Raw genomic sequence first — 21,862 nt, 5'->3', positions numbered from 1 at the left:
GGTGAAATGCCCGGCAAATGACTAGGCTGCCGCCGTCGGAGCTGTGCCTTCATCTGCCACGGCAGCCATCTCGTTCAGCATTGCCCGCAGCAGGCGCCCCTCCAACCCGGCGAAGGCAGGATCACCGGCCCGGTTGAGCAGTTCGCCTGGGTCTGTGCGGTGATCGTACAGTTCGGCGACGTCGGTACCGAAGTAAAGCGTCAGCCTGCCCTCTGCTGTGATGACCGTCCGCATCCTCACCGGCCCGGGGAGTCCATCGAGTCCGAATGGCTGCTCTTCCTCCACCAGCAAAGCATCCCGGTGCCTCTGCGCAGATCCTTGCAGCAGAGGAACCAGGGAACGGCCCTGGATACCCCGGTAGGGCGTCGAACCGGTGAGCTCGAGCAAGGTTGGTGCCAGGTCGGCACTGGAAACGAGGGCCTGGGTGCGGGCCGCCGGGATGCCCGGAACGTGCACGATCAAGGGAACATTCGTCACCGCACGGTAGTGGACAAAGTGTTTGAGCATGAGGCCGTGGTCCCCGAACAAGTCTCCGTGGTCACTGGTGAAAACGATGATGGTGTCCTCGGCCAGGCCTTGGCGATCAAGCTCATCCAGGATTCGGCCGATGTGCTCGTCCATCATGGTGATCAGGCCGTATTGTGCCGCCGCCGCATGCCTGTATTGTTCCTCCGTTGCTGCCCAGGTCATGGTGGGGTCCGGGTTCGGATGGCCCCGGTGTTCCATCATTGCCTGGATATGCGCCGGAGACGCCGAGTGATCCTGGTCGAATCCCAGCGGCAGGGGCAACGCACCAGGATCGTAGAGGTCCGAGTAGCCTGCCGGGGGTGAAAAGGGGTGGTGGGGATCAGGGAAGGAGACAAACATGAAGAAGGGCTGGTCCTGGCCCGCCGCGTCCTTCAGATGCTCGATTGCCTTCTCGCCCACATAGCTGGTGGGATGCACTTCAGGGGGAATGGCTGTCTGGTACACCTGGTCCCATCCGCCATACCGGCTGGCGGAGTTGCCTGCACCTCCCAGCGTTTCGGGGTCGACGCCACGTTCCCTGGCCCAATGGACATAGTGGCCTCCGGGCCGGTCCCCATGACCAATGACGAGGTCCACGTGTTGGTAGCCGTAGTAGTCGGCAGGGAGCCCGATGAAGCGTTTATCGTGCGCCTCCCGGTTCTCCCACTGATCCCAACCGGGAGCGTAGCCGGGCCGGCGGGCGTCACCAACTGTTGGATCCAGGAGCATCGGATCGGTACTCCGGATCTCCTTGGCCTGGTGCGGCTCAAACTCCCACCCCATGTTTTGGTGGTGCAGTTTTCCTACTCCCACAGTGCGGTAACCGCCGGCTGCCAAGGATCCGGGAACAGTCTGCGTCAACGGATCCAACGTGATTCCATTGCAGCGCGTCCCGTGCGCCGAAGGCCACCGGCCAGTCATCAAGCTGGCCCTGTTGGGCATGCAGGTAGGGTTCGCCACCGTCGCATTGTCGAATACCACGCTCCGGGCTGCGAGCGCATCAAGGTTGGGCGTCCGGACGACATGATTGCCACCGAAGCCCAAGTGGTCGGCCCGCAATTGGTCCGCGATGAAGAACAGGACGTTGGGCCTGCCCTTGGCGGCACTGCCGCGCTCCCGCGTCATACCGGCCTCTTGATGAGGGACAGCACTTCCGTGCGCTGGCGTGCGAACTCCGGAAGCGAGCGCGTGGTGATCTGGTCGCGCGGAGCCGGCAGGTCGACGTCGACGATCTTCAGGACGCGGGCCGGCTTGGAGCCCAGGACCACAACGCGGTCTGCCAGATAGACGGCCTCGTCGATGTCATGGGTCACCACCAGAATGGTCATGTTGAAGTCCTTCCTGATCTTCAGGCACAGGTCTTCGAGGTCGAAGCGTGTCTGTGCGTCCACCGAAGCGAAGGGCTCGTCCATGATAAGGATCTCCGGCCGGTATGCGAGGGCACGGGCAATCGCCACACGCTGCTGCATGCCGCCGGATAACTGCCACGGGTATTGGTTGTCGGCGTGGGAAAGCCCGACGGCGGCCAGTGCGCTGTCGCAGCGTTCTTTCAGTTCCGCTGCGGGCAACTTGAGGTGCCGCAAAGGAAGAACGAGGTTCTTCCTGACCGTCAGCCACGGCATGAGCGAACGGTTGTAGTCCTGGAAAACCAGCGCCATTTCCGGCGGTGGGCCACTGATGGTACGGCCATCGATGGCCGCCCGTCCGCTGCTGGCCGGATGAAGCCCGGCCAGGCATTTCAGGAGGGTCGTCTTTCCGACGCCGGAGGGACCGACGATGCAGACAACCTCGCCGGCATCCACGGTGAAAGTAAGGTCTTCGATGACTGCATGGGATTTTTCGCCACTCCCGTAGCTCTTGGCCAGGTGAGCCACGTCCAACCGTGGAGTGGTCGCGTTGATGCGGGTTTCTGGTTGCTGTGCCATGGCGGACTTTCTGTTTCGGGTGGAAAGGCTCGGGGCCTGTCGGATGCTCATGCTGCACGCGCCATGCGCCGGGAGCCGATGTACCAGGAGAGGACCTTGCGCCTGAGCAGGCTGAAGAGGACATTGACAAGGAATCCGATGACGCCCAGGAGCAGGATCCCGGCCCACATGTCCGCTGTCATGAAGCTCTGCTGCGCGAGCAGCGTCATGGCTCCAATGCCTTGGGAACTGCCCAGCATCTCGCTGGCGATCATCACGATGAAGGCAACCTGAAGGCTGACCTGCAAGCCGGAGAAGATTTGCGGCGCCGCCGCGGGAAGCAGGACGTTCAGGACGCGCTCCTTCCGGGTCAGCCTATAGACCCTCGCCACATCCATGAGGTCGTTGCCCACCCCACGGATACCGTCCACGGTGGCGATCATCGTTGGGAACAGCGCGGCCAGCGCGATGCTGGTCACGCGCATCTGGGTGCCGAATCCAATGAGGGAGATGAAGATCGGCACCAGGGCAACCGGCGGTATTCCCCGAAGGAAGTGGATCAACGGATCCACCATCCAGCGAACCGGGGGAACAAGAGCCGTCACGAACCCGATGGCAATCCCCGCAAAGGCTGCGATGGCAAATCCCAGGAACAGGTTTCCCAGGCTCAGCAGCACATCTGACTGGAAGTGCTCAAAGAGCCAGAGTTCCTGGAACCGGCCAACGATGGTGCGCAACGGCGGGAAGAAGGGGTCAAGGGAGCTCTCGGACAGGAACCACCAAGCCACCAACAACAGCACGGGCGCTCCGGCGCCGATCAACCAATTTCTCATTGTGGGGTTTCTCATCACGGCACCACTTCACGGTAGGACTCATGCCAGTGCAGGACACGGCGCTCGGCCAGCCGCGTGGCACCTTGGAACAGGAGGCCCAGAACGCCCAGGACGATCACCAGGCCGTAGAGCCTGGCGTAATCACCGGCCGCCTGGGCTTGGTAAATGCTTTGGCCCAGGCCCGGGCCACCGCCGAGCAGACCCGCTACCACAGTGACCACCAGGGCGGCCGGGGCAGCAACCCGCATGGCGGTTCCGATGTAAGGCATGGCGCTGGGCAGGACCACGCGGGCCAGGATTTCGGGCTCGCGCATGCCATAGGAGCGGGCAGTGTCCCTGGCAACGGGATCGGTGCTCTGGACTCCGTCGACAGTCTGCATGACGATCGGGAGGAGGCAGCCGAACACCACCAGGAACAAGGACATCTCCCCGGTTGGGCCCAGTACCAGCACCGCCAAGGGAAGAATGACGATGGGCGGAACGGGCTTCAGGAACTCCAGCACCGCCAAGGTAGCGAACCTGACGGTCTCAAAAGTCCCGACAAGCAGGCCCAGGATGACGCCTGCCACCGCGGACAAAGCCAGCGCGAGCAGGGCGATCCCGATCGTGGCTCCCAACGAGGACCAGAACGTAGCCGTCCCCAGGATGGTTGCCAGGGTGCTGAAAACAGTGGTAGCTGGCGGCAGGGCATTTCCTGCCACCTTTGCCTCGGCAAGGACCTGCCAGATGACCAGCGCTGCCGCAATGCCCAGCGCACTGAAGGTCAATGGGCGGATGGACCCTTTCATGATGAGCCTCCCATGTTCGGTTCGCGCCTACTTTCCGAAGACAAGATCGCCCGGCAGCTTCACGGGTGCACTCAGGAAACCGAGGTCCGCAAGGTTCTTGTTGGCCCTTTCAATGTCCTCGGTGCGGACGTCCTCAGGCCAGTAGTTCACTGCTCCTGATTTGACGACGTCCAGCGGGGTCTTGGTGATCTCGGCGCTGAGTTGCTGTGCCTCTTCGATGTGGCCATTGGCGTACGCATTGGCCTTATAGATAGCTGCCTTGAAACCCTGCAAGGCCTTCTCCTTGGATTTCACGGTGTTGGCACCCGAAACCCAGAGGCCGATTGCGCCCTGTTCAAAGAATTCGACGCCCGGCGATGCCAGCAGCCTGTTGCCCTCGGACATCGCCTTCGACGTGAAAGGTGCAACGAGCGACGCTGCATCGACGCGTCCCGAGTTCAGGGATTGAAGGGCCGATGAAGGGTCCAGGACCATCCAGTTCACCTTCGCGGGATCGCCGCCGTCGTCCTTGACGAGCTTGCTGACGGTGACTTCCAGTTGTGCCTTGCGGGCCGGGACGCTGACGCTCTTGCCTTCGAGGTCTTTTGGCCGGGAGATCGACGATGCCTTCTGGACCAGGAGCCCTGTGTCATCGACCCTGTTGAGGTCGCTGGATTTCCCTGCGCCGTCTTTATAGCCATCAGCAGCAGCGATGATCTTCAGTGGCACGTTCTGGCTCAGCGCATTCAGCAGCGGGATGGAGGGTGTATAGGTGAGATCGATCTGGCCGCTCTGGGCAGCTGCAATACCGGCGGGCGGGTTGGCAATAACGGAAGTCTCGACGTTGAGACCCTGTTCCTTGAAGTAGCCCTTGTTGATGGCGAGCTGGATCGCGGCATCGGATCCGATACCGATGGTACCCACCTTCAGTGTGGTGGTCCCGTCAGCGGCCGGGGTGGAAGCCGGGCCTGACCCGCCGCCGCAGGCAGCAAGTGCCATGGACAGGACTGCGGCCAGTGCCAAAGGAAAACTGCGTCGCATGTGGTGCTCCTTGAATCGCGAAATGGTTGGAACGGAGGGGTTTTGTTCTAGCTGTTGGATTGGTGGACTATGCGGCCACCGCTCAGGGTGAGCCTGACCTCGGCGTCGAGGAGCTTCTCGATCTCCTCGTCATCCGGCCAGGGGTTTGACAGCAGGCAAAGATCTGCGGCCATACCCGGTATCAGTGCTCCTTTGAAATGTTCTGCGTGGTCTTGCCAAGCTGCGCCTATGGTCATGGCGGCGAGCGCTTGGAGTCCGGTGATCCGTTCAGGATCGCCGGGGTTGCCTGGCGTGGAGCGGGTGGCACGACGAACAGCAGCCGCCACAGTCCGGCGCCAGTCGGGACTGGTGACGGGAGCGTCAGAGGCCAGGTTGAAGTGCACGCCGGCCTCCAGAGCGGAATGCAGTGGCTGGTGGCGGGAGAACCGTTCCTCGCCCAGTACCTGGCGCATCATGTCCCCGGCTTCCTCGCGGATCAGCGGGTTGGTGCTGTAGCCGATGTGGTGGGAAGCCATGGTGGCCAGGGTTTCGGTATCAGTGAAGGCGCCATGGATGATGTAGTGGCGATTTCCTGCCACTTTGGAGCCGGCTTCAGCGGTTCCATCGGCCGCTGCCACAATCGCTTCCACGGCCGCGGATGTGGCGGCGTCGCCCGTTGCATGGACTCCTGCCTGCAGTCCCGAGTCGTTGATAAGCCGAAGTATCCGGTGGAGTTCGGCAACCCTTTGGGCGTCATCGGCACCTTGGATCACCAGGTGGCCATGCGTGCAGGCGTTTCCATATGGTTCGCTCATCCACGCGGTACCACTGCGCGGAATGCCGTCGGCGAAAATCTTGACGCCGGCAATCCGCAGCTGCTCCGGATCGATGCCCCTGCTCACGTAGGTGTTGGCCAGTCCGCTTCGCAGGCCCTCGTCGATGGCCTTCGCATCGGCTCCCCCGGTCCCCGCGAACAGCATCAGGACATTGATCCTTAGTGTCAGTTCACCATCTGCGGCGAGGTCGCCGAGTAACTCAAGTGCCGCCGTCGAGCCCGCACCGTCCATCAGTCCGGCACTGGCAGGGCCCAGGCCCGGATCTGTCAGCGACGTAATGCCCAGCGAGTGCAACTGTTCCTGCAATTGCAGCAGCGCAGGGCGAAGCGTCGTGCTCGGCACCGGTGGCATCATCTTTGAAACCAGTTGCATGGCGCCGTCCTGAAGAAGGCCAGTTGGGCTGCCATCGCCGGCCCGCACCACCGTGCCACCGTCGATGTCTGCCGTAGCAGCAGTGATGCCCGCCCGACGCAGCGCTTCACTATTGGCGAGAAGTTGATGGCCTGTGCGGTCGAACGCAACCACCGGGGTACCGGGGCGGCAATCCAGCAAATATCCGCTTGCTGGTCCGAGCAGCACTTCGTCCCAACCATGCGCACGAACCCAGCCGTCCTCCCCTGCTGGCGCCCTGTTGATGATGTCCACCACAGCCGCCCAATCCGGTGCGATTGATGGATCCAGCCGCACGTAGCCAAATGCGGCCATTGCCGCCGAAACGAAATGCAGGTGGGCGTCATTGATTGCGGGAATGAGAGCGCCTCCGGCGGCATCCACAACCACGGTGCCGGGCCCAACCGCCCTCGCAGTGTCTGTACTTCCGAGTGCCAGAATGCGTCCATCCCTGATGGCCAGGGCGTCTGACATCCGGTGCGGTTTTGCCGGGTCCATCGTGTGGACCGAGGCATTGACGATCACCAGATCGGCAAGTTCTTGCATCGGTTCTCCTCAGGTCACTGCATCCCATGTGATGCAGGCAACAACGTTCTAGAAAGAAGTATGTCGCCTGACTGGGTCACTTGACTAGGTTTTCCGGTAAAATTCTTTTCAGGGGTCTTTCCAAAGGCTCCACGGCATTGCCAGGAGCCAGCCCGGGCGCAGAACGCCTAGGATCGATGAGACCGATGATCAGCGTGCCTGATCACGGATATGACTAAGGACAGGAAGGGGCGCGGATGGCCAGGGTTCCCGCCGAAGCAAGGCGGCTGCAGTTTGTTGAGGCTGCGGCACGGGTCATTGCCCAGGATGGGCTCGCCTCGGCTACAACGCGCCGGATCGCCAGTGAAGCCGACGCGCCGCTTGCGGCACTCCACTACTGTTTCCGTAGCAAGGACGAGCTTCTGGAAGAGGTCTACAACTTCCTCAGCCGCGATTATGCGAAGGCATTGGAACCAGTTGCTGACCCCGGATTGGGCCTGCGCCATATGATCGGAGCCCACGCCCGGCGAATCTGGACGCGCATGCTGGAGAATCCGCATGAGCAGGTGACCACCTTCGAGCTTTTGCTCCGGCGATTCCGCGTCGAGGCCGATGACCAGCCACAGGCCCTGCTGATGAACCGCTCCATGTACGACGGCTGGGTCAGTTCAACCCTGGAACTGTTCCGGGGCGCGGCAGATGCCGCCGGCGAGCCAGTCCCCCACAATCTTGAGGACGTCACCCGCCTCTTCATCTCCGGTATAGACGGCATCAGCATGCAGCATCTGGCCGACCCCGACGAAGAACGGTCAATGCGCCTTGTGGAGCTAATGGCCCGCTCCCTCGCCGGAGCACTGGACTATGACTGAGGCTGACGTTTCATGACCAGGTAAGTCAGAACTCCAAGCACGAACAAGCCCGCTGCGGCAGCCATGGACACGACGAAGGCTGCACCAGGCCCCTGCGCCTGCGCCAACTGCCCGGCAAGGTAGGAACCAAGCGCGGTACCGGCCACGATCCCACTGGCAAGGGCCGTCATCACCGTGGCCATCCGGCCGGCCGGGGCAACCACGCCACCGATGCTGAACACCGTGACCATGACTGGTCCCACCGGGATGCCCAGCAAAAGCAGCACGAACACCATGGGCCAAATGCCTGCAGGAACCAGCAACAACAGTGCGAACAAGGACATCGCCAAGGCAGCTGCTACCCATCGGGCGGCAAGGCTGAAGCGCTGCGGCCAGAACGCAACGGACAGCGCCGCCACGGCTGAGCTCAAGCCCATGACGGAGTACAGGAGGCCGGCAATTTCCGCCGTAGCGTACTGGGCAGAAAAGGCGCTCAGGGCGTTCTGCGTAGCACCAAAAAACGTGCCCATGCACACCATTGCCACAACCGGCACAGCCACAACCGCGCCCGCCCGGCCCCCTCGCTTTGCTGCACGTTCACGGGAATTACCCACGACGGCGGCAGCAGCCTTGCGGGGTGCCGGCACCACGGCATTTTGGCTGGGGTGGACGGCGAAGGCGGGTACAAGGGTGATGGTCATGAGCGCTGCCAACGCCAAAGGCAGCCAAGGAGCAATGAGGCTGGCCAGAATTCCCACCAGGGCAGGTCCGAGGACGAACGTAATCTCGTCAGCAGTGCCCTCGTAGGAAAGTGCCGTGTCCAGATCGGCACGGCTGGCCGCGACGCTCCTGCCTCCGTTCGCCGGCACTCCCGCTCCTGCTGCAGGAGCATCTTTCGTGGAAACAGTGGCCTTGCGGACCGATGACAGGTTCCGGGTGGTCAGCGCCATCCAGCGAACACGGGCCATGGGGCCGACCTGCGGGCAGCTCGACCCGGCCAGGAAACCTGCTACGAGCACGCCCGCAGCGTCCAGCACGGAGGCAGAAGTTGGGGTCATATAGGCGGCGGCAAGAAGGCCGAGGACGGCCAGAGTGTTAACAACTGCCGCAACGAGCAAAACGATGCGCTGGCCGGCACGATCGGCCAACGATCCGAGGACGGGAGCTCCCACTGCTGACCCGATACCCACTGCTCCGGCAGCCATGCCGCCAATTGCGTAGGAATGACTCACCGCTGTTACCAAGGTCAATGTACCCACGGTGAGCATTGCCAACGGAAGTCTTGCGAAGAGGCCGAGAGGCAGGAACCCTGGCCCTGCGAGTTCCGGCAGCCGCGCGAACCTTCCGGGCAGGCGCGACCGGTTGGTGGACGGCGTTGGGGTCTGATGTGAAGGCAGTGGCTTGGAAGCCAACGAAGATTTTTCCATTGTTCCGGGTTCGCTAAAGTCTGCGCATCGTCCCTCCTCCCGATGCGCGCAACCCGGTGTAACGGATCAAGTCTATAGGATCCGGGCTCAGGCAGGCATTTCTTCGGCAACAACCACCGAGGAACCATGCCTGCCCTTGATCACGTGCAGTTGACTGCTGATGCGTTGCTTCATTTCTGCGACATGGCTGACCAGCCCGACAACCCTGCCGCCGTCGCGCAGCCCCTCCAAGGCGTCCATGACCTGTTCCAACGCTTGCTCGTCCAGGCTTCCGAACCCTTCATCGACGAAGAGCGTCTCAATATCCACTCCCCCGGCCTCCTGCTGTACAACGTCAGCCAGGCCCAGGGCCAATGACAAGGAGGCCATGAAGGATTCTCCGCCTGAGAGCGTGGATGTGTCACGACGCTGGCCTGTCCATTCATCCACCACTTCCAGTCCGAGACCTGATTTCTGGTTGCGTGCCGCCCGGGCGTCGGTGTGTTGCAACGTGTAGCGGCCATCGCTCATGGCAACCAGCCTCTCCGAAGCTGCGATGGCCACCTGCTCCAGCCGGGCAGCCAGGACATAGCTGTTCAAGCTCATGCGGTAACTGTTATCCCCTGCGCCACGAAGGGTGTCTGCAAGCCCACCCAACAAGATGGCATGCTCGCGCGGTTCCCTCCCCGCCTCGGCCAGCTTTTGATACTCGGCGCGGATCCTCTGCACAGACTGGACTGCTTTATGTGCGAGCCCCGCGGAAAGGGCAAGTGCCTTTGCCGCGTCCATGGCATGGGCAGCCCCCGTCCTGGCGACGCTGAGCTCGTCCTCCGGCAGGGGAAGCTCGCCGATGCTGACTTCCTTCGCTGCCATGACGAGTTCCTCGGCGGCAAACAGCTCATCCAGCCGGGCAGCTTCGGCCTCGAAATCCGCGAGTGCGTTCTCCAATGCCACAACATCCGACGGTGGCATGAGCTGGCGACGCACATCCTCGACCGATGAAAAACCGGACCCGGGCAGTGCCCGTTCCAAGGCAGCAAGCGCCTCCAGGCGCGCAGCTGCGGCACGTTCGAGTTCGTTCGCGGCATCTACGGCAGCCTGGAGCAACAAACCCTGGGAGGTGAGAGCTTCTGCCCTCTCATGAAGGCTGGCGAAGCCCTGTCCCAGGCCGGCCAGCTCGTTTTCAAGCGCAAGATACTGTTCCTGGAGTAACTCGACGGCAGAGCTTGCTTGCACTGCGGCATTCGTTGAAGCGGCATGTTCCTCTTGCAGGAGGGTCATGCGTTTGATGAGACCCTCATGCTCTTTGCGGAGCTTCTCCAACGCGACAGAGGCCTTTCGGGCTTCGGTCGCCGCAGCTTCGGATGCGACCAAGCGGGCGGCTGATTCCTCTGGATCTGCGGAGCCACCCTGGGCAGCCAGGCCCGCCAGCAGCTGCGCGGCTCTTGATACCTCCTCCGCGATGCGTCCCAGAGCTTTCTCGCTGGCTTCAAATAGTTTGCTGGCTTCTTCCTCTTCCTGGGCGATGGAAAGTGCAGAACGAGCTGCGGCCGCGGGATTCGGATGCTCGTTGCTGCCACAAACGGCGCAAGGCTGTCCAGGCACAAGGGCTGCCGCGAGTTCACCGGCCGCATTGGCCAAGCGCGCCTCCCTCATGTCAAGCCATGCTTGCCTGAGGTCCTGCGTTTTGTTGCGGGCACGGGCGTGGCGCTCAGTGACGTCCTGCAACCCGGCGGCGGCAGCTTCATGACGGGACACAACCGACACCAGTTCGGCCGCAGCGGCCGCCTCCCGTTCCAGGTCTTCGATCCGTGCAGCCGAGGGTTCCAGTGCTTCCATCCCCGTCTTCACCGCCGCTTCCTCGGCTCGAAGGTCTTGCAGGGACTCTGCTGCTGCCTGGGCGGCCGCCAGGTGGCTTGAGTGTTCTTTTCGCTTGGCTGCGAGCCGCGTGGCCACCTCTTCCATTCGCCGTTCATCTGGAAGCCGGGCTTCGAGGACGGCGAGGGTGGTCTTTACTGTCTCAAGCGCAGCAACAGGATGTGCAGCATCCAAACCTTTGGATTCAAGCTGCTCCCGGGAGCTGTCCCTCTCCTCCAAGGCCGAACGGAACTTACGTTCCGTGGCCTCCACGGCGTCCAGTTGTCCCCCAAGGACGGCCGCACGACGATGTCCTCCCAGCTTTTCCTTGTTCTCCAGTGCCCGCGCTGCAGCTAATTCATGCAGAACACGCCGCTGCATTCCAGCAGCGAGCCTGGCATGCCGTTGGGCCTTCTCCTGGTCCTCCTGAAGTTGTTCCGCAAGCCGTACGGCCCGTGCATCAGCCGCAGTGGCCTCGTCTTTACGTCGCACAGCTTCTTCCAGCAGCTCCATCTCCAAGGCCGCGAACCATGCCTCTGGCGCCTCGACAGCCGTCTCCACATTTGCCGGCGCATCGGGAAGGCCAAGCTGTTCCCGTTCTGCGGCTGCCCTGTCAAGCAGCATCTTCAGTTCGGCCGCATTGTCCTGCACGGCGCGCGCAGCTTCGGCCGCCTGCCGCGCAATGTGCTTCTCCACGGACTCGAAGCGCTGCGTCCCAAAGAGCTTCTGGAGGAGCTCGAGCCGATCGTTGGCTTTGGAGCGCAGGAAAGCCGCAAAGTCACCTTGGGGAAGCATCACAACGCGCGTGAACTGGTCCCGGTCCATACCCAAAAGCTCGGAAAGCTCGGCGCCGACTTCGTCATTCCGCGAAGATTTTTCCTCCCAGACTCCGGAAACCCACTCCCGCAGCAGGGTCTTGGCTTGTTGGGTGGTGAAGCCGTTCCGGCCCCGCGCGCTGGGGCGTTCCCATGCCGGGGAACGGCTGACTTCGAAACGCCTGCCGCGCGCGGAGAACTCGCACACCACACGCGGTTCAGCACCCGGCGCTGCATGATCGCTGCGAAGGCGCTTACCTTCCTGGCGTGCACCCGGAACGGAACCATAGAGGGCGAAACAGATGGCGTCCAGGATGCTGGTCTTGCCGGCCCCGGTGGCGCCGTTGAGCAGAAACAAACCCTGGGCACTGAGTTGGTCGAAATCAATGTGTTGCGAAGTCGCAAAAGGCCCGAAAGCCTCAATTTCGAGTCGATGGATTCTCACAGTTCAGCCTCCTCCAGCCGCACGGCCTCAAGGGCGGCGCGCAGGGCAGCTTCTTCCGCACATCCAGGACTGCGTTCCCGAACGTGTTCCAGGAATCCGCAGCAGACCTCGAGGTCGTCCTGGGCTGCTGCCAACCTGCTGCTGTAGCTGGCTTTTTCTTTGGTCCCGGCACCCTCGGGGTCAAAGGACAGGACCAAGGTGTCAGGGAAGCGGGTTCGGAGCTGCTCCATTGCCTGGACGGGCCGTTCGGCATCCGTGAGCGTGATTTGGCAATACGCAGCTTCGGCCCAGGAGTGCTCGCTTGATTCAAGGAGATCGTTCAGCCTGCCCCTCAACACGGCCAGGCTCTTGCCAGCTTCCCAAAGTACTTCCTGGACAGCAACGCTTCCATCGGCATCGATGTCCACCAACCACGCGCCCTTGCAATGTTTTGCTTCGGAGAACGAATACGCCAGTGGGGAGCCGGAGTAGCGGACATTCGGGGCCAGTTCCTGCCTGCCGTGCAGGTGGCCGAGTGCCGCGTACGCAAAGTCCTGGAAGAGATCCAACGGCACGGCGCCCAGCCCTCCGATGCTCAAGTCCCGTTCACTGTCCGAAGTGATACCTCCGCTGGCGAAAGTGTGTGCAAGGACCACCGGATGCACTGCGCCCGATGCACGGCGGTTCTGGAGGTCGCGCCGAATCCGCTCGGTTGCTTCACGGGTGACCTCGAAATGACTCGCGGTCTCCACCTCCAGCCGCTCCGCGACGAGCCGCGGTTCCAAATAGGGAATCCCATAGACAGCAAGTGTCGCGCTGCTCTCCCCATCTTTTCCGAAGGGAACAAGCACGGGAACATCCAGGTCCTCGACCCTTGTCCTGAGATGGACGCCGCCGCGTTCAAGCAAGCGTGACGCGAATCCGAGCCGAATGGCGGAATCGTGGTTGCCACTGGTGAGCACTACGGTGGCCCCGGCTTGGGTAATACGCACCAAGGCGTCGTCGAGAAGTTTGACGACATCCAGTCCAGGCAGGGCGCGATCATAGACGTCACCCGCAATGAGGACAACGTCTACAGACTTCGCTTCCACGAAGGACACGAGCTGGTCCACAAATCCGCGCTGGGCTTCAAGCATGCCAACGCCGTGGAATGACCGGCCGAGATGCCAATCGGAGGTATGGAGTAACCGCATATTTTCAAGCTAACTGTGGGCACCGACAAAAAAGCGCAGACAGGCCGTCCGGCGTCGATCCTGTCAGTCTCCTAGCCCTTCTTGCCGTCAAAGAAGTCGCGCGCGTCATCTGCAGCAGCTTCTTTCCGGACGGTCCCGGTCTCCACTGCCGCTGCCTCTGCCTCTGCCTGGAAATCGTCAGTGTCATCGGCGTCCAGGTGCTCTCCCTCGATGGTTCCGGCCGTCGCTGACGCCGTGTCATCTTCAGGGGTGGTGGCGGAGGAGGCGTAGCCAAAGCCACGGAAAGCGAGTCCGGCCAGCGCGGCGCCCATCAGTGGGGCTACCCAGAAGAGCCACAATCCTTCGACGGCCCATGACGGGCTGAAGAAAGCCAGTGCAGTTGCGCGTGCGGGATTAAACGGAAGGTTGCCAAGGACCTGGCCAAACTGCAACAACACAGCGACGCAAAGGCCCACGGCAAAGGGGGCCACGGCAGGAAAGGCACGGCGTCCGGCAGTCGCTCCAAGGAACACCGCAACCAGCAAGGCGGAGCCAACAACTTCAACGATCAAAACCCCTGCCATCTGGGTTTGGGCAGCAGCATGCTCTCCATAACCGGCCGCCACAGAGCCGAAGGCAGCCCGCGCATCCGTCAGGACCGGAACCGTCAGAACCACAACGTAGGCCAAAGCGGCGCCGATCACGCTGCCGATGATCTGCGCCGCAAGGTAGGCAACAGCTGCCAGCGCCCGGACGCGGCCGGCGATCAGGTTGCCCAGAGTGATTATTGGATTGAAGTGACCGCCGGAAACGTGACCGAAGGCCAGCATGGCCACCGTCACCGTCAGGCCGGTCGCAAGTGCGGCGGGCAGGGGCGCTGATGAAGGATTCGAGAAGATCGACACGCCCACTGCCACGAGCACAACAAACATCGAACCGACGGCTTCAGCGGACAGCCGCGCGAACAGCCCCGGTTCGTGGTCGGTCGTGGCTTGCACAGGAGAGGTCATGTCGAGTGATTCCTTACGGTTGGTGGTGTGGACGCGGGGCAAAGCCCTTGAGCATCCTGCCAGTTGAGTCTGGACGGTGCTGGGTCCCGGCTGACTACCGATCCGAGCTTAGCCGCCCAAGGCAATGGCCGCGATCGCAGTTAGGCCGAGCCCTATCACGGCCAGGGTGCTGACAAAGATGAGTCGTGCCGAAGCTGCCTCGGTTCCAGCATGAAGCTGGCGTGATCGGACCCACACCACAGAAGCCAGGACAACGGTGGCGGCAGCAGCCATGAGGGCGCAGATACCTTGGTAATCCAGCCCGGGAAGGCCCGGAATGAGATGGCCCGTTGAGGGCTCGGAGGTAAGCCAACTGCGCCAGATGAACAGATCCACCACCACCAGCGAAATGAGGGTTCGCCGCCAGGCCAGCGTGGTCCGTTCCGGCTGTAGACCGGGATCACGGAGGTCCATGCTCAACGTGCGGGCCTCGTCATCATAGAAACCTCGTCATCGCGCAAACCCGGTCATCGCGCCACCAAAATCAACACGGCGAAAGCGAATGCCGCCACGGCCACCACGATCGTCATGAGCAGCATGACCCAGGAGAACGGCAAGGCTTCATCGTTGCGCATCGCAGCTTCCATTTGCCCCCACCTGCGGTATGACAGTGCGGCCAGGCCGGCGCCGATCAGGGACAGGAGCACACAGAGGACGATCCTGACTGGCTGGGGGGCAATGTTGGGAGCCAGTTGATCGATGGCAATGGCCCCGGCGAGCAACGCCAACGACGTCCGGATCCACGCAAGGAAGGTCCGTTCGTTCGCCAAGGAGAACCTGTAGTCAGGTGTCTTGCCTGTCCGTCGCCAAGCCGGTTCACGCACGTCATCTCTCCAAATTTTCCTAGTGCTGGGCAGCCTCCCAACCATATCAGCGGCCGTCCACATCAACTGCTTACCCCATCGGATACAGCAGGGCGCGGTAAGTTGATGGCATGAGTTTTGAAGCGTCCTCCCCCGCCGCCCCGTCGTTTGAATCCCGCGTCCACGGGACATTGCTGGGAGGGGCCCTGGGTGATTCCCTTGGCTACGCAGTGGAGTTCGACCGCCTTGATGCCATTCGTGCCCGTTACGGTTCCGCCGGGCTCACGTCGTTTGACCAGCTTGACGCCATGGGCGAGTTTTCGGACGACACGCAGATGACGCTGTACACCGTGGACGGTCTGGTCGACGCCCTCGAATGGGCCAATGATGGGGTGGCGGCAGATGAGATCGCCTGCCTTTGGCTGGCCTACCTTCGCTGGCTGGCAACCCAGAACGTTGCCGTTTCCCCTTCTGCCCCGGTTCCGCAACCCCGGTGGATAGACGGCCAGGAAGTACTTCGGCGTCGTCGGGCTCCGGGAAACACCTGCCTCAGCGGTTTGGCTTCAGGAGAAATGGGCACCGTGGCCAGGCCGGTTAACCCCGATTCCAAGGGGTGTGGCACAGTCATGCGTTCTGCACCGTTTGGACTCGTGCCCCATATCTCCCGTGAAGCCGTGTACAAACTCAGTTCAGATGCTGCCTCGTTGACGCACGGACACCCGTCAGCACGGCTGAGCGCGGCTGCCTTCAGCTTGATGATCCAGAATATTGTGGCCGGCAGTGACGTCCGCACCGCAGCTATTGGCGCGCTGGACTACGTGAACGGCGTGCCCACCAAAGCTCCCGAACTGCCCGGGCGTTTGGAAGCAGCTTTGAGGTTGTCCTCGGAGCCCTCTCCCCTCAGTCCTGAAAAGCTGGTTGCAGCGCTGGGTGAGGGCTGGGTCGCCGAGGAGGCACTCGCCGTCGGGCTTTATGCCGTTCTCTCCACGCAAGGCAGCGAGCCCACTGAGCACTTCCGCCAAGCCATCGCGGTGGCCATCAACCACAGTGGCGACAGCGATTCCACCGGTTCCATCGCCGGAAACATTTTGGGCGCCTACTACGGCGAAGCCTGCCTTCCTGCCGAATGGCTCGGGGCATTGGAAGGCACAGAGGTCATTCGTGGCATGGCGGACCGGCTGCTCGCCGTCACCACAGGCTGATTAGCTTCCCACCGGACGCAGGCGTTAGTTTCCGCCCACCATTTGCAGGAACTCGCCCTCCGAGACCACCTCGATCTGCTGGCCTTTCGCGTGGAGTTCCAAGACCCGCTTGGCCTTGCCCGTCAGCCGCCCGGCGCGGAGGTCCCCGGCCACGAACCCGTCGCCCACCACAAGCACGGTGGTGCGTGCGGTCACCCTGCTTTCGGGGCGTGCACCCATCTCTGCTGCCCGGGACTTGGCCTCGGGACGGGTCATGATGAGGTCGCCGGTGAAGACCACCGTCTGGCCGAACAGCGGATGTCCCGGTTCGGCTGCGGGGTTCGGCAACGGATTAGAGCCTTCCTCGGGCCATGCGGACCATGCACGTCCGGGACCGTTCAGGGCGCCGTCCAGGGTTTGCTCCGCGGGACTATTTGCCTTCCTGCCCGCGAGCGCGGCAAGGGTGGGCTTGGAGAGGCCATTCATGGGATCGAAGGCAGGTTGCCTGGGCAACGTGAGGCCCAGCGAAAGATAGAGTTCCGCGATGCTGTTGGCGTTGTTACGGCGGGCGATGTCCACCAGGATTCCTGCGCAGGCGCGTGCGTCCTCGGCGGCATCGTGGTGGTTGACCAGGGGTACTCCGGCTTCCTCCGCTGCGTACGGCAGCGAGTTGGACACCAACGAGTAGCAGCGGCGGGACAGCATCACGGTGCAAACGTACTCGTAGGCCGGGCCTGCAAGTCCGGAGACCTCCAAGCCGGATCGGATAACGCCCAGATCAAAGGCTGCGTTGTGTGCTGCAAGGACGTCGTTGCCGATGAAGGCACCGATTTCAGGGAAGAGGTCCCCGAATCTGGGACGGCCGGCAACGTCTTCGGCACGGATGCCGTGGATGCGGGTGTTGTGAAACTCGAAGTGGTCATGGTTCTCCGGCGGGCGCATGAGCCAGGAGGCTTCCTCCACCACCACACCGCCGCGGACTTTGCTGAGGCCGACCGAACACGGCGACCCCCTGAAGCCGTTGGCTGTTTCAAAGTCGATCGCCGTAAAGTCCAATGCCACTGGACAAGGTTACAGGCCGAAAGGGTGCGTTCTTGCCGGTTTCCGCGGCGGGGCGGCGTTTCCGGGCCGCATTGTGGTGAGGGTTACGACGACGGCCGTCCAGTAGGCTTGATAGGTGATCTTTACTGCGATGAACGACTTAGCCGTATCCACTTTCGGGGGCGCGGGACCAGTGCGTCCACCCATGGCCTCGTTCCTGCCGGACTGGCTTAACCCCCAGGTCTTCCTGGCTGATCCAGCCTTGGCCCCGTGGGTAGTACTGCTGGTATGCGGCATTGTCTTTGCCGAAACCGGCCTGCTGGTGGGCTTCTTCCTGCCCGGCGATTCCATGCTGTTCACCGCTGGCCTCCTTGTAGCCACAGACACCATCAAGTTCAATATCTGGGCCCTGGCCGCCCTCATCATCGTTTCCGCGATCATTGGCAACCAGACCGGCTACCTCATTGGTTCAAAGGCCGGCCCTGCAATCTTCAACCGCCCCGACTCAAGGCTTTTCAAAAAAGAAAACGTCGAAAGCGCCCACGCTTTCTTTGAGAAGCACGGCGGCAAAGCCCTGATTCTGGCCCGGTTCGTCCCCATCATCCGTACGTTCGTACCGGTGATCGTCGGCGTGGCCCAGATGGACAAACGCAAGTTCTTCCTCTTCAACGTCATTGGCGCCGCCCTCTGGGGCGGCGGTGTCACCTTGCTTGGGTACCTTTTGGGCGACCGGGTTCCGTGGGTCAGCAGCAACCTGGACATCATCTTCATCGTCATTGTCCTGATCTCGGTTATTCCCATCATCATCGAGGTAAGCCGCGGCGTCGTCGCCAAGCGCAAAGCTGCCGCGGAAGGCAGCAACCCCGTGGAGGAATTCATCGAGGAGCACGAAGGCGGAAAGCACCGCGAGAAGTAGGCCCCACCGCACTTTTTTAGCCATACAGGAGAAGGCACCGACGCACAAGCGGGGTGCCTTCTCCTGTATGGCTAAACCTGGACTTCCAAGAGCCGGTTCCCAGTGTTGGTTGGAACTGTTAGCTGGAATGAACACCCGAGAGCGCTGCAACGATCGCGGGGAGCAAAGCCCGGAACGCCTGGCCTCGATGGCTGATGGCGTTCTTTTCCTCGGATGTCAGCTCCGCACAGCTGCGGTCCATCCCCGCGGGCTGGAGCACGGGGTCATACCCGAACCCACCCTCACCACGTGGCTCGCGCAGCAGCGTGCCTTCGAGCTGCCCGTACTCAACGGTTTCGTGCGTAATTCCATCAGCTCCGGGCACTGCCAGGGCGGCCGCGCACACAAAAGCTGCCCCGCGGAAGGTGTCCGGCACATCGGAGAGCTGCGCGAGCAGCAAGCGCAGGTTCGCTGCGTCGTCCCCGTGCTTTCCCGACCACCGGGCGGAGAAGATGCCTGGCGCTCCGCCCAGGACATCAACGGCAAGCCCCGAGTCATCCGCGATGGCCACCAAACCCGTTGCCTCAGCCACGGCACGCGCCTTCAGGAGTGAGTTCTCAGCAAAGGTGACCCCGGTTTCCGCAACGTCCGGTGCACCAACGGCAGCTGCATCCACCACTTGGGTATCGACGTCGAGCCCTGGAACCTGTCCGCGAAGCAGCTCCCGGAGTTCCTTTAACTTGCCCTGGTTGTGCGTTGCCAGAACCAGCCGCGGAGCACCGGAGGCGGAGTCGCCGCTCACGGAGCTTCCGCCAGCGTCTCGCGCTGGATAGCCGCAAGCTGGCCCGTGCCGATCAGGGCGAGGTCCAACAGGGCGTTGAGCTCATCGCGGTCGAACGGAGCGCCCTCGGCCGTTCCCTGGACCTCCACGAACTTGCCGGATCCAGTGACCACCACGTTCATGTCCGTTTCGGCCCGGACATCCTCGACGTACGGCAGGTCCAGCATCGGCACGCCATCGATGATGCCCACGGAAACGGCAGCAATCGTGTCCACCAGCGGCTCGGCATTACGGGCGATGAGCTTGTTTTCGCGGGCAAACCGAATCGCTTCGGCAAGCGCCACATAGGCGCCGGTGATGGCCGCGGTGCGGGTACCGCCGTCGGCTTGCAGCACATCGCAGTCAAGGACGATCGTGTTCTCGCCCAGGGCTTTGGTATCGATGATGGAGCGCAGCGAACGGCCAATGAGGCGGGAGATCTCGTGCGTGCGTCCCCCGATCTTGCCCTTCACGGACTCGCGGTCGGATCGGGTGTTCGTTGCCCGGGGCAGCATGGCGTATTCGGCGGTAACCCAGCCGCGGCCCTCGCCCTTAAGCCAGCGTGGAACGCCTTCGGTCAGGGAAGCCGTGCACAGTACCCGGGTGTTTCCGAACTCGATGAGCGCCGAGCCCTCGGCCTGCTTGGACCAGCCGCGGGTAATGCTGATAGGACGCAGTTGATCGGGGGTCCGGCCGTCGGCGCGGATAACGGGTGTGGCTGTAGCTTCAGAAGTCATGCTTCAAGCTTAGCGACGATGGGACAACGCCCGACGCCGCCCAGCCGGCCAGGCGTACAGGGCACCATCCGGAGGGGCTTAGATCGTGTAGTGGACCCCGGCGACGGCAACAGCAACGTCCCCGGCAAACACCGGCTTGGCCTCGGACATTACCTTGGTCTGCGAAGTCCACACCGGAATATGGGTCAGAAGCAAACGTTTGGCGCCGGCGTTCATGGCGGCCTCCCCGGCACGCTTACCCGTTAGGTGCACATCCTTGATGCCGTCATCGCGGCCTTCCTCGAACGCGGCCTCGCACAGGAACAAATCAGCGCCACTGGCTGCCTCTTCCAGCCCCTGGCACGAATCGGTGTCCCCCGAATATGTCAGTACGCGGGTTACCGGCGTTCCGTCCTTGCCTGGTTCCGTTGCCGTCACACGCAATGCATAAGCCTCTTCCACGGGATGGTTGACGCCGTAGGGCGTCACCGTGAAAGGACCAACAGTGACGGGCTTCTGTTCGGCCCAATTGGTAAAGTCGAACTCCTCATGCATGCCGGGATCCAGGTCCAGCCCATAGGCAGTTGCCATCCTGTCCGCAGTTGCTGCCGGCCCCCACACGGGAATCCGGTCCCGCCCCCAACCGCCGGGCTTCCACCGGACCGCTACGTGGAGGCCACACAAGTCCATGCAATGGTCCGGGTGCAGGTGCGTGAGGAATATGGCGTCGATGTCCTCAAGATCCGTGTAACGCTGGATGGCACCCAACGCTCCGCTCCCAAGGTCCATCACGATCTTCCATTCCCGCTCACCGTCATGCGCAGTCACCAGATAGCACGACGCCGGCGAGCCGGGACCCGGAAATGAACCAGTACAGCCCACGATGGTCAGTTTCACAGGCCACGTCCCAAGGTTGCGCTGGAACCGGGGCTGGGTCCCCTTTCCGGTTGCACGAAGTAGGAGCGACGCGACAGTCCCGCGCCGCTCCTGGCCGCTTCCAGCATTTCCGGCGTGATGCGCGCCAGGCTTCCAGTGGGGTATTGCGCAGCCACGTGGTCGACGTGCTTGACGGACAAGACCTCGGGGCCGAGGAACCGTCGGGCCAACGTTTCAAATTGGACAGCATCCCCCGTTGCAATGAACTCATGGCTGGGGGCACTTGCATCGGTTCGCTGGATACCGTGGGTGGTCAAAGCGCGGTAGACGTCCTTTGCAGTTTCCTCCGCACTGGACACCAGGGTCACGTCCTCGCCCATGACGAAAGAGATCACCCCGGTCAAGAGGGGGTAGTGCGTGCATCCAAGCACCACGGTGTCCACACCAGCGTGTTTCAGCGGCTCCAGATACTCATTCGCCGCTGCCAGAAGGTCCGCTCCCGTGGTGACGCCGGCTTCAACGAAGCTCACGAAGGCCGGACACGCCACAGAGGTAATGGCAAGATCGGGGGCTGCCGCGAACGTGTCCTCATAGGCGCGCGAGCCTACCGTGGCGGAGGTCCCAATAACGCCGATCCTGCCGGAACGGGTGGCCGCGACCGCTCTACGCACAGCGGGTTGGATGACCTCGATAACAGGGATCCCATATCGCGCGGTATAGCGTTCACGCGCATCCCGGAGAACTGCGGCCGAAGCAGAGTTGCAGGCAATGGTCAGCAGCTTCACACCCGAATCCACGAGCTCGTCCATCACACCCAGTGCGTTGGCCCGGACCTCGGCGATGGGCAGTGGCCCATAGGGTCCATTTGCGGTATCCCCCACGTACAGGATGGATTCGTTGGGGAGTTGATCGATGATGGAGCGGGCTACCGTCAACCCACCCACGCCGGAATCAAAGACACCAATCGGACGGGACCCCATGAGCTCATTGGGGACCACCAGGTCAGCGGGCGAGGCAGCAACCGCGACCCCTGTGGCGTCTAATGATCCGGCGCCTGATGATCCGGCGCCTGTTGAATCGTCGCCCTTTGAACTGTCGCCCGTTGAACTGCCAGATGCTGAAGTCATGATTATTCGAGAATAAGGCTTCCCCTGTGTTGCGGCCATTACCTGTGGCC

The 21,862-nt window shown here is 62.5% G+C and carries 20 protein-coding genes; 3 read left to right on the top strand and 17 right to left on the bottom strand.

Features of this window, described 5'->3' with window-relative positions; genetic code table 11:
- Positions 1–21: 21 nt before the first annotated feature.
- From AC6I97_RS10605 to AC6I97_RS10580, 6 genes are read right to left on the bottom strand one after another with little or no spacing between them, the layout of a single operon-like run.
- On the bottom strand, positions 22–1,632 hold the full coding sequence (locus tag AC6I97_RS10605) for a sulfatase-like hydrolase/transferase (protein WP_224090892.1): 1,611 nt from the start codon (positions 1,630–1,632) through the stop codon (positions 22–24).
- On the bottom strand, positions 1,629–2,483 hold the full coding sequence (locus AC6I97_RS10600; protein WP_224090894.1) for an ABC transporter ATP-binding protein: 855 nt from the start codon (positions 2,481–2,483) through the stop codon (positions 1,629–1,631). Before AC6I97_RS10600 ends, AC6I97_RS10605 begins: the two co-directional genes overlap by 4 nt.
- The gene (locus tag AC6I97_RS10595; protein WP_497944853.1) at positions 2,480–3,259 is read right to left on the bottom strand and encodes an ABC transporter permease; all 780 of its coding nucleotides are present in this window, start codon (positions 3,257–3,259) and stop codon (positions 2,480–2,482) included. Before AC6I97_RS10595 ends, AC6I97_RS10600 begins: the two co-directional genes overlap by 4 nt.
- Positions 3,259–4,032 carry an ABC transporter permease gene (locus AC6I97_RS10590; RefSeq protein WP_497944852.1) on the bottom strand — a complete coding sequence of 258 codons (774 nt, stop codon included), beginning with the start codon at positions 4,030–4,032 and terminating at the stop codon, positions 3,259–3,261. Before AC6I97_RS10590 ends, AC6I97_RS10595 begins: the two co-directional genes overlap by 1 nt.
- A gap of 27 nt (positions 4,033–4,059) precedes the next feature.
- Positions 4,060–5,052, bottom strand: coding sequence for an ABC transporter substrate-binding protein (locus AC6I97_RS10585; protein WP_224090899.1), 993 nt, complete (start codon positions 5,050–5,052; stop codon positions 4,060–4,062).
- A 47-nt stretch (positions 5,053–5,099) separates the two neighbouring features.
- On the bottom strand, positions 5,100–6,803 hold the full coding sequence (locus AC6I97_RS10580; RefSeq protein ID WP_497944851.1) for an amidohydrolase: 1,704 nt from the start codon (positions 6,801–6,803) through the stop codon (positions 5,100–5,102).
- A gap of 236 nt (positions 6,804–7,039) precedes the next feature.
- Here AC6I97_RS10580 and AC6I97_RS10575 point away from each other — a divergent pair, with 236 nt between their 5' ends.
- A complete protein-coding gene (locus AC6I97_RS10575; protein WP_224164643.1) occupies positions 7,040–7,651 on the top strand; it encodes a TetR/AcrR family transcriptional regulator in 612 nt (203 codons plus the stop codon).
- On the opposite strand, the gene AC6I97_RS10570 is transcribed toward AC6I97_RS10575, so the two are convergent.
- The 6 genes from AC6I97_RS10570 to AC6I97_RS10545 form a co-directional block, all read right to left on the bottom strand.
- Entirely contained in the window at positions 7,642–9,057 is a 1,416-nt protein-coding gene (locus AC6I97_RS10570) for an MFS transporter (protein ID WP_497944850.1), read from the bottom strand. The two genes, AC6I97_RS10575 and AC6I97_RS10570, sit on opposite strands and share 10 nt — an antisense overlap.
- A gap of 87 nt (positions 9,058–9,144) precedes the next feature.
- Positions 9,145–12,153: an AAA family ATPase gene (locus AC6I97_RS10565; protein ID WP_497944849.1), complete on the bottom strand. Its 3,009-nt coding sequence runs from the start codon at positions 12,151–12,153 to the stop codon at positions 9,145–9,147.
- Positions 12,150–13,325 (bottom strand): exonuclease SbcCD subunit D, encoded by a 1,176-nt coding sequence (locus AC6I97_RS10560; protein ID WP_497944848.1) that lies wholly within the window; start codon positions 13,323–13,325, stop codon positions 12,150–12,152. The genes AC6I97_RS10565 and AC6I97_RS10560 overlap by 4 nt, the downstream gene beginning before the upstream one ends.
- Positions 13,326–13,396: 71 nt before the next feature.
- The gene (locus tag AC6I97_RS10555) at positions 13,397–14,314 is read right to left on the bottom strand and encodes an MIP/aquaporin family protein (RefSeq protein WP_497944847.1); all 918 of its coding nucleotides are present in this window, start codon (positions 14,312–14,314) and stop codon (positions 13,397–13,399) included.
- A gap of 108 nt (positions 14,315–14,422) precedes the next feature.
- Positions 14,423–14,767 (bottom strand): DUF202 domain-containing protein, encoded by a 345-nt coding sequence (locus AC6I97_RS10550; protein WP_224091073.1) that lies wholly within the window; start codon positions 14,765–14,767, stop codon positions 14,423–14,425.
- 53 nt (positions 14,768–14,820) lie between these two features.
- Positions 14,821–15,177 (bottom strand): YidH family protein, encoded by a 357-nt coding sequence (locus AC6I97_RS10545; RefSeq protein ID WP_309929050.1) that lies wholly within the window; start codon positions 15,175–15,177, stop codon positions 14,821–14,823.
- 110 nt (positions 15,178–15,287) lie between these two features.
- Here AC6I97_RS10545 and AC6I97_RS10540 point away from each other — a divergent pair, with 110 nt between their 5' ends.
- A complete protein-coding gene (locus tag AC6I97_RS10540; protein WP_497944846.1) occupies positions 15,288–16,358 on the top strand; it encodes an ADP-ribosylglycohydrolase family protein in 1,071 nt (356 codons plus the stop codon).
- Positions 16,359–16,382: 24 nt separating this feature from the next.
- Here AC6I97_RS10540 and AC6I97_RS10535 read toward each other — a convergent pair whose 3' ends face one another.
- Positions 16,383–17,399, bottom strand: coding sequence for a 3'-5' exonuclease (locus AC6I97_RS10535; RefSeq protein ID WP_497944845.1), 1,017 nt, complete (start codon positions 17,397–17,399; stop codon positions 16,383–16,385).
- A gap of 130 nt (positions 17,400–17,529) precedes the next feature.
- Between AC6I97_RS10535 and AC6I97_RS10530 the strand changes: the two genes are divergently transcribed.
- Entirely contained in the window at positions 17,530–18,294 is a 765-nt protein-coding gene (locus AC6I97_RS10530) for a DedA family protein (RefSeq protein WP_224090919.1), read from the top strand.
- A 118-nt stretch (positions 18,295–18,412) separates the two neighbouring features.
- On the opposite strand, the gene rdgB is transcribed toward AC6I97_RS10530, so the two are convergent.
- The 4 genes from rdgB to murI form a co-directional block, all read right to left on the bottom strand.
- Entirely contained in the window at positions 18,413–19,075 is a 663-nt protein-coding gene (gene rdgB, locus AC6I97_RS10525) for an RdgB/HAM1 family non-canonical purine NTP pyrophosphatase (protein ID WP_309929040.1), read from the bottom strand.
- A complete protein-coding gene (rph, locus tag AC6I97_RS10520; RefSeq protein WP_254186194.1) occupies positions 19,072–19,830 on the bottom strand; it encodes a ribonuclease PH in 759 nt (252 codons plus the stop codon). The genes rdgB and rph overlap by 4 nt, the downstream gene beginning before the upstream one ends.
- A gap of 78 nt (positions 19,831–19,908) precedes the next feature.
- Positions 19,909–20,706, bottom strand: coding sequence for an MBL fold metallo-hydrolase (locus tag AC6I97_RS10515; protein ID WP_224164650.1), 798 nt, complete (start codon positions 20,704–20,706; stop codon positions 19,909–19,911).
- The gene (gene murI / locus AC6I97_RS10510; protein WP_309929032.1) at positions 20,703–21,851 is read right to left on the bottom strand and encodes a glutamate racemase; all 1,149 of its coding nucleotides are present in this window, start codon (positions 21,849–21,851) and stop codon (positions 20,703–20,705) included. Before murI ends, AC6I97_RS10515 begins: the two co-directional genes overlap by 4 nt.
- Positions 21,852–21,862: the final 11 nt, after the last annotated feature.

The sequence above is a fragment of the Arthrobacter sp. TmtSoilC48 genome, assembly GCF_059739425.1.
Note: the sequence above shows the minus strand (reverse complement) of the source record. Positions and strands in the feature narration are given on the sequence as shown.

What these genes read in the sequence shown, in the direction of transcription:
- AC6I97_RS10605 (WP_224090892.1), bottom strand. Translation starts at nt 1,632, where the DNA reads ATGACGCGGGAGCGCGGCAGTGCCGCCAAGGGCAGGCCCAACGTCCTG.
- AC6I97_RS10600 (WP_224090894.1), bottom strand. Translation starts at nt 2,483, where the DNA reads ATGAGCATCCGACAGGCCCCGAGCCTTTCCACCCGAAACAGAAAGTCC.
- AC6I97_RS10595 (WP_497944853.1), bottom strand. Translation starts at nt 3,259, where the DNA reads ATGAGAAACCCCACAATGAGAAATTGGTTGATCGGCGCCGGAGCGCCC.
- AC6I97_RS10590 (WP_497944852.1), bottom strand. Translation starts at nt 4,032, where the DNA reads ATGAAAGGGTCCATCCGCCCATTGACCTTCAGTGCGCTGGGCATTGCG.
- AC6I97_RS10585 (WP_224090899.1), bottom strand. Translation starts at nt 5,052, where the DNA reads ATGCGACGCAGTTTTCCTTTGGCACTGGCCGCAGTCCTGTCCATGGCA.
- AC6I97_RS10580 (WP_497944851.1), bottom strand. Translation starts at nt 6,803, where the DNA reads ATGCAAGAACTTGCCGATCTGGTGATCGTCAATGCCTCGGTCCACACG.
- AC6I97_RS10575 (WP_224164643.1), top strand. Translation starts at nt 7,040, where the DNA reads ATGGCCAGGGTTCCCGCCGAAGCAAGGCGGCTGCAGTTTGTTGAGGCT.
- AC6I97_RS10570 (WP_497944850.1), bottom strand. Translation starts at nt 9,057, where the DNA reads ATGGAAAAATCTTCGTTGGCTTCCAAGCCACTGCCTTCACATCAGACC.
- AC6I97_RS10560 (WP_497944848.1), bottom strand. Translation starts at nt 13,325, where the DNA reads ATGCGGTTACTCCATACCTCCGATTGGCATCTCGGCCGGTCATTCCAC.
- AC6I97_RS10555 (WP_497944847.1), bottom strand. Translation starts at nt 14,314, where the DNA reads ATGACCTCTCCTGTGCAAGCCACGACCGACCACGAACCGGGGCTGTTC.
- AC6I97_RS10550 (WP_224091073.1), bottom strand. Translation starts at nt 14,767, where the DNA reads ATGGACCTCCGTGATCCCGGTCTACAGCCGGAACGGACCACGCTGGCC.
- AC6I97_RS10540 (WP_497944846.1), top strand. Translation starts at nt 15,288, where the DNA reads ATGAGTTTTGAAGCGTCCTCCCCCGCCGCCCCGTCGTTTGAATCCCGC.
- AC6I97_RS10530 (WP_224090919.1), top strand. Translation starts at nt 17,530, where the DNA reads ATGAACGACTTAGCCGTATCCACTTTCGGGGGCGCGGGACCAGTGCGT.
- rph (WP_254186194.1), bottom strand. Translation starts at nt 19,830, where the DNA reads ATGACTTCTGAAGCTACAGCCACACCCGTTATCCGCGCCGACGGCCGG.
- murI (WP_309929032.1), bottom strand. Translation starts at nt 21,851, where the DNA reads ATGGCCGCAACACAGGGGAAGCCTTATTCTCGAATAATCATGACTTCA.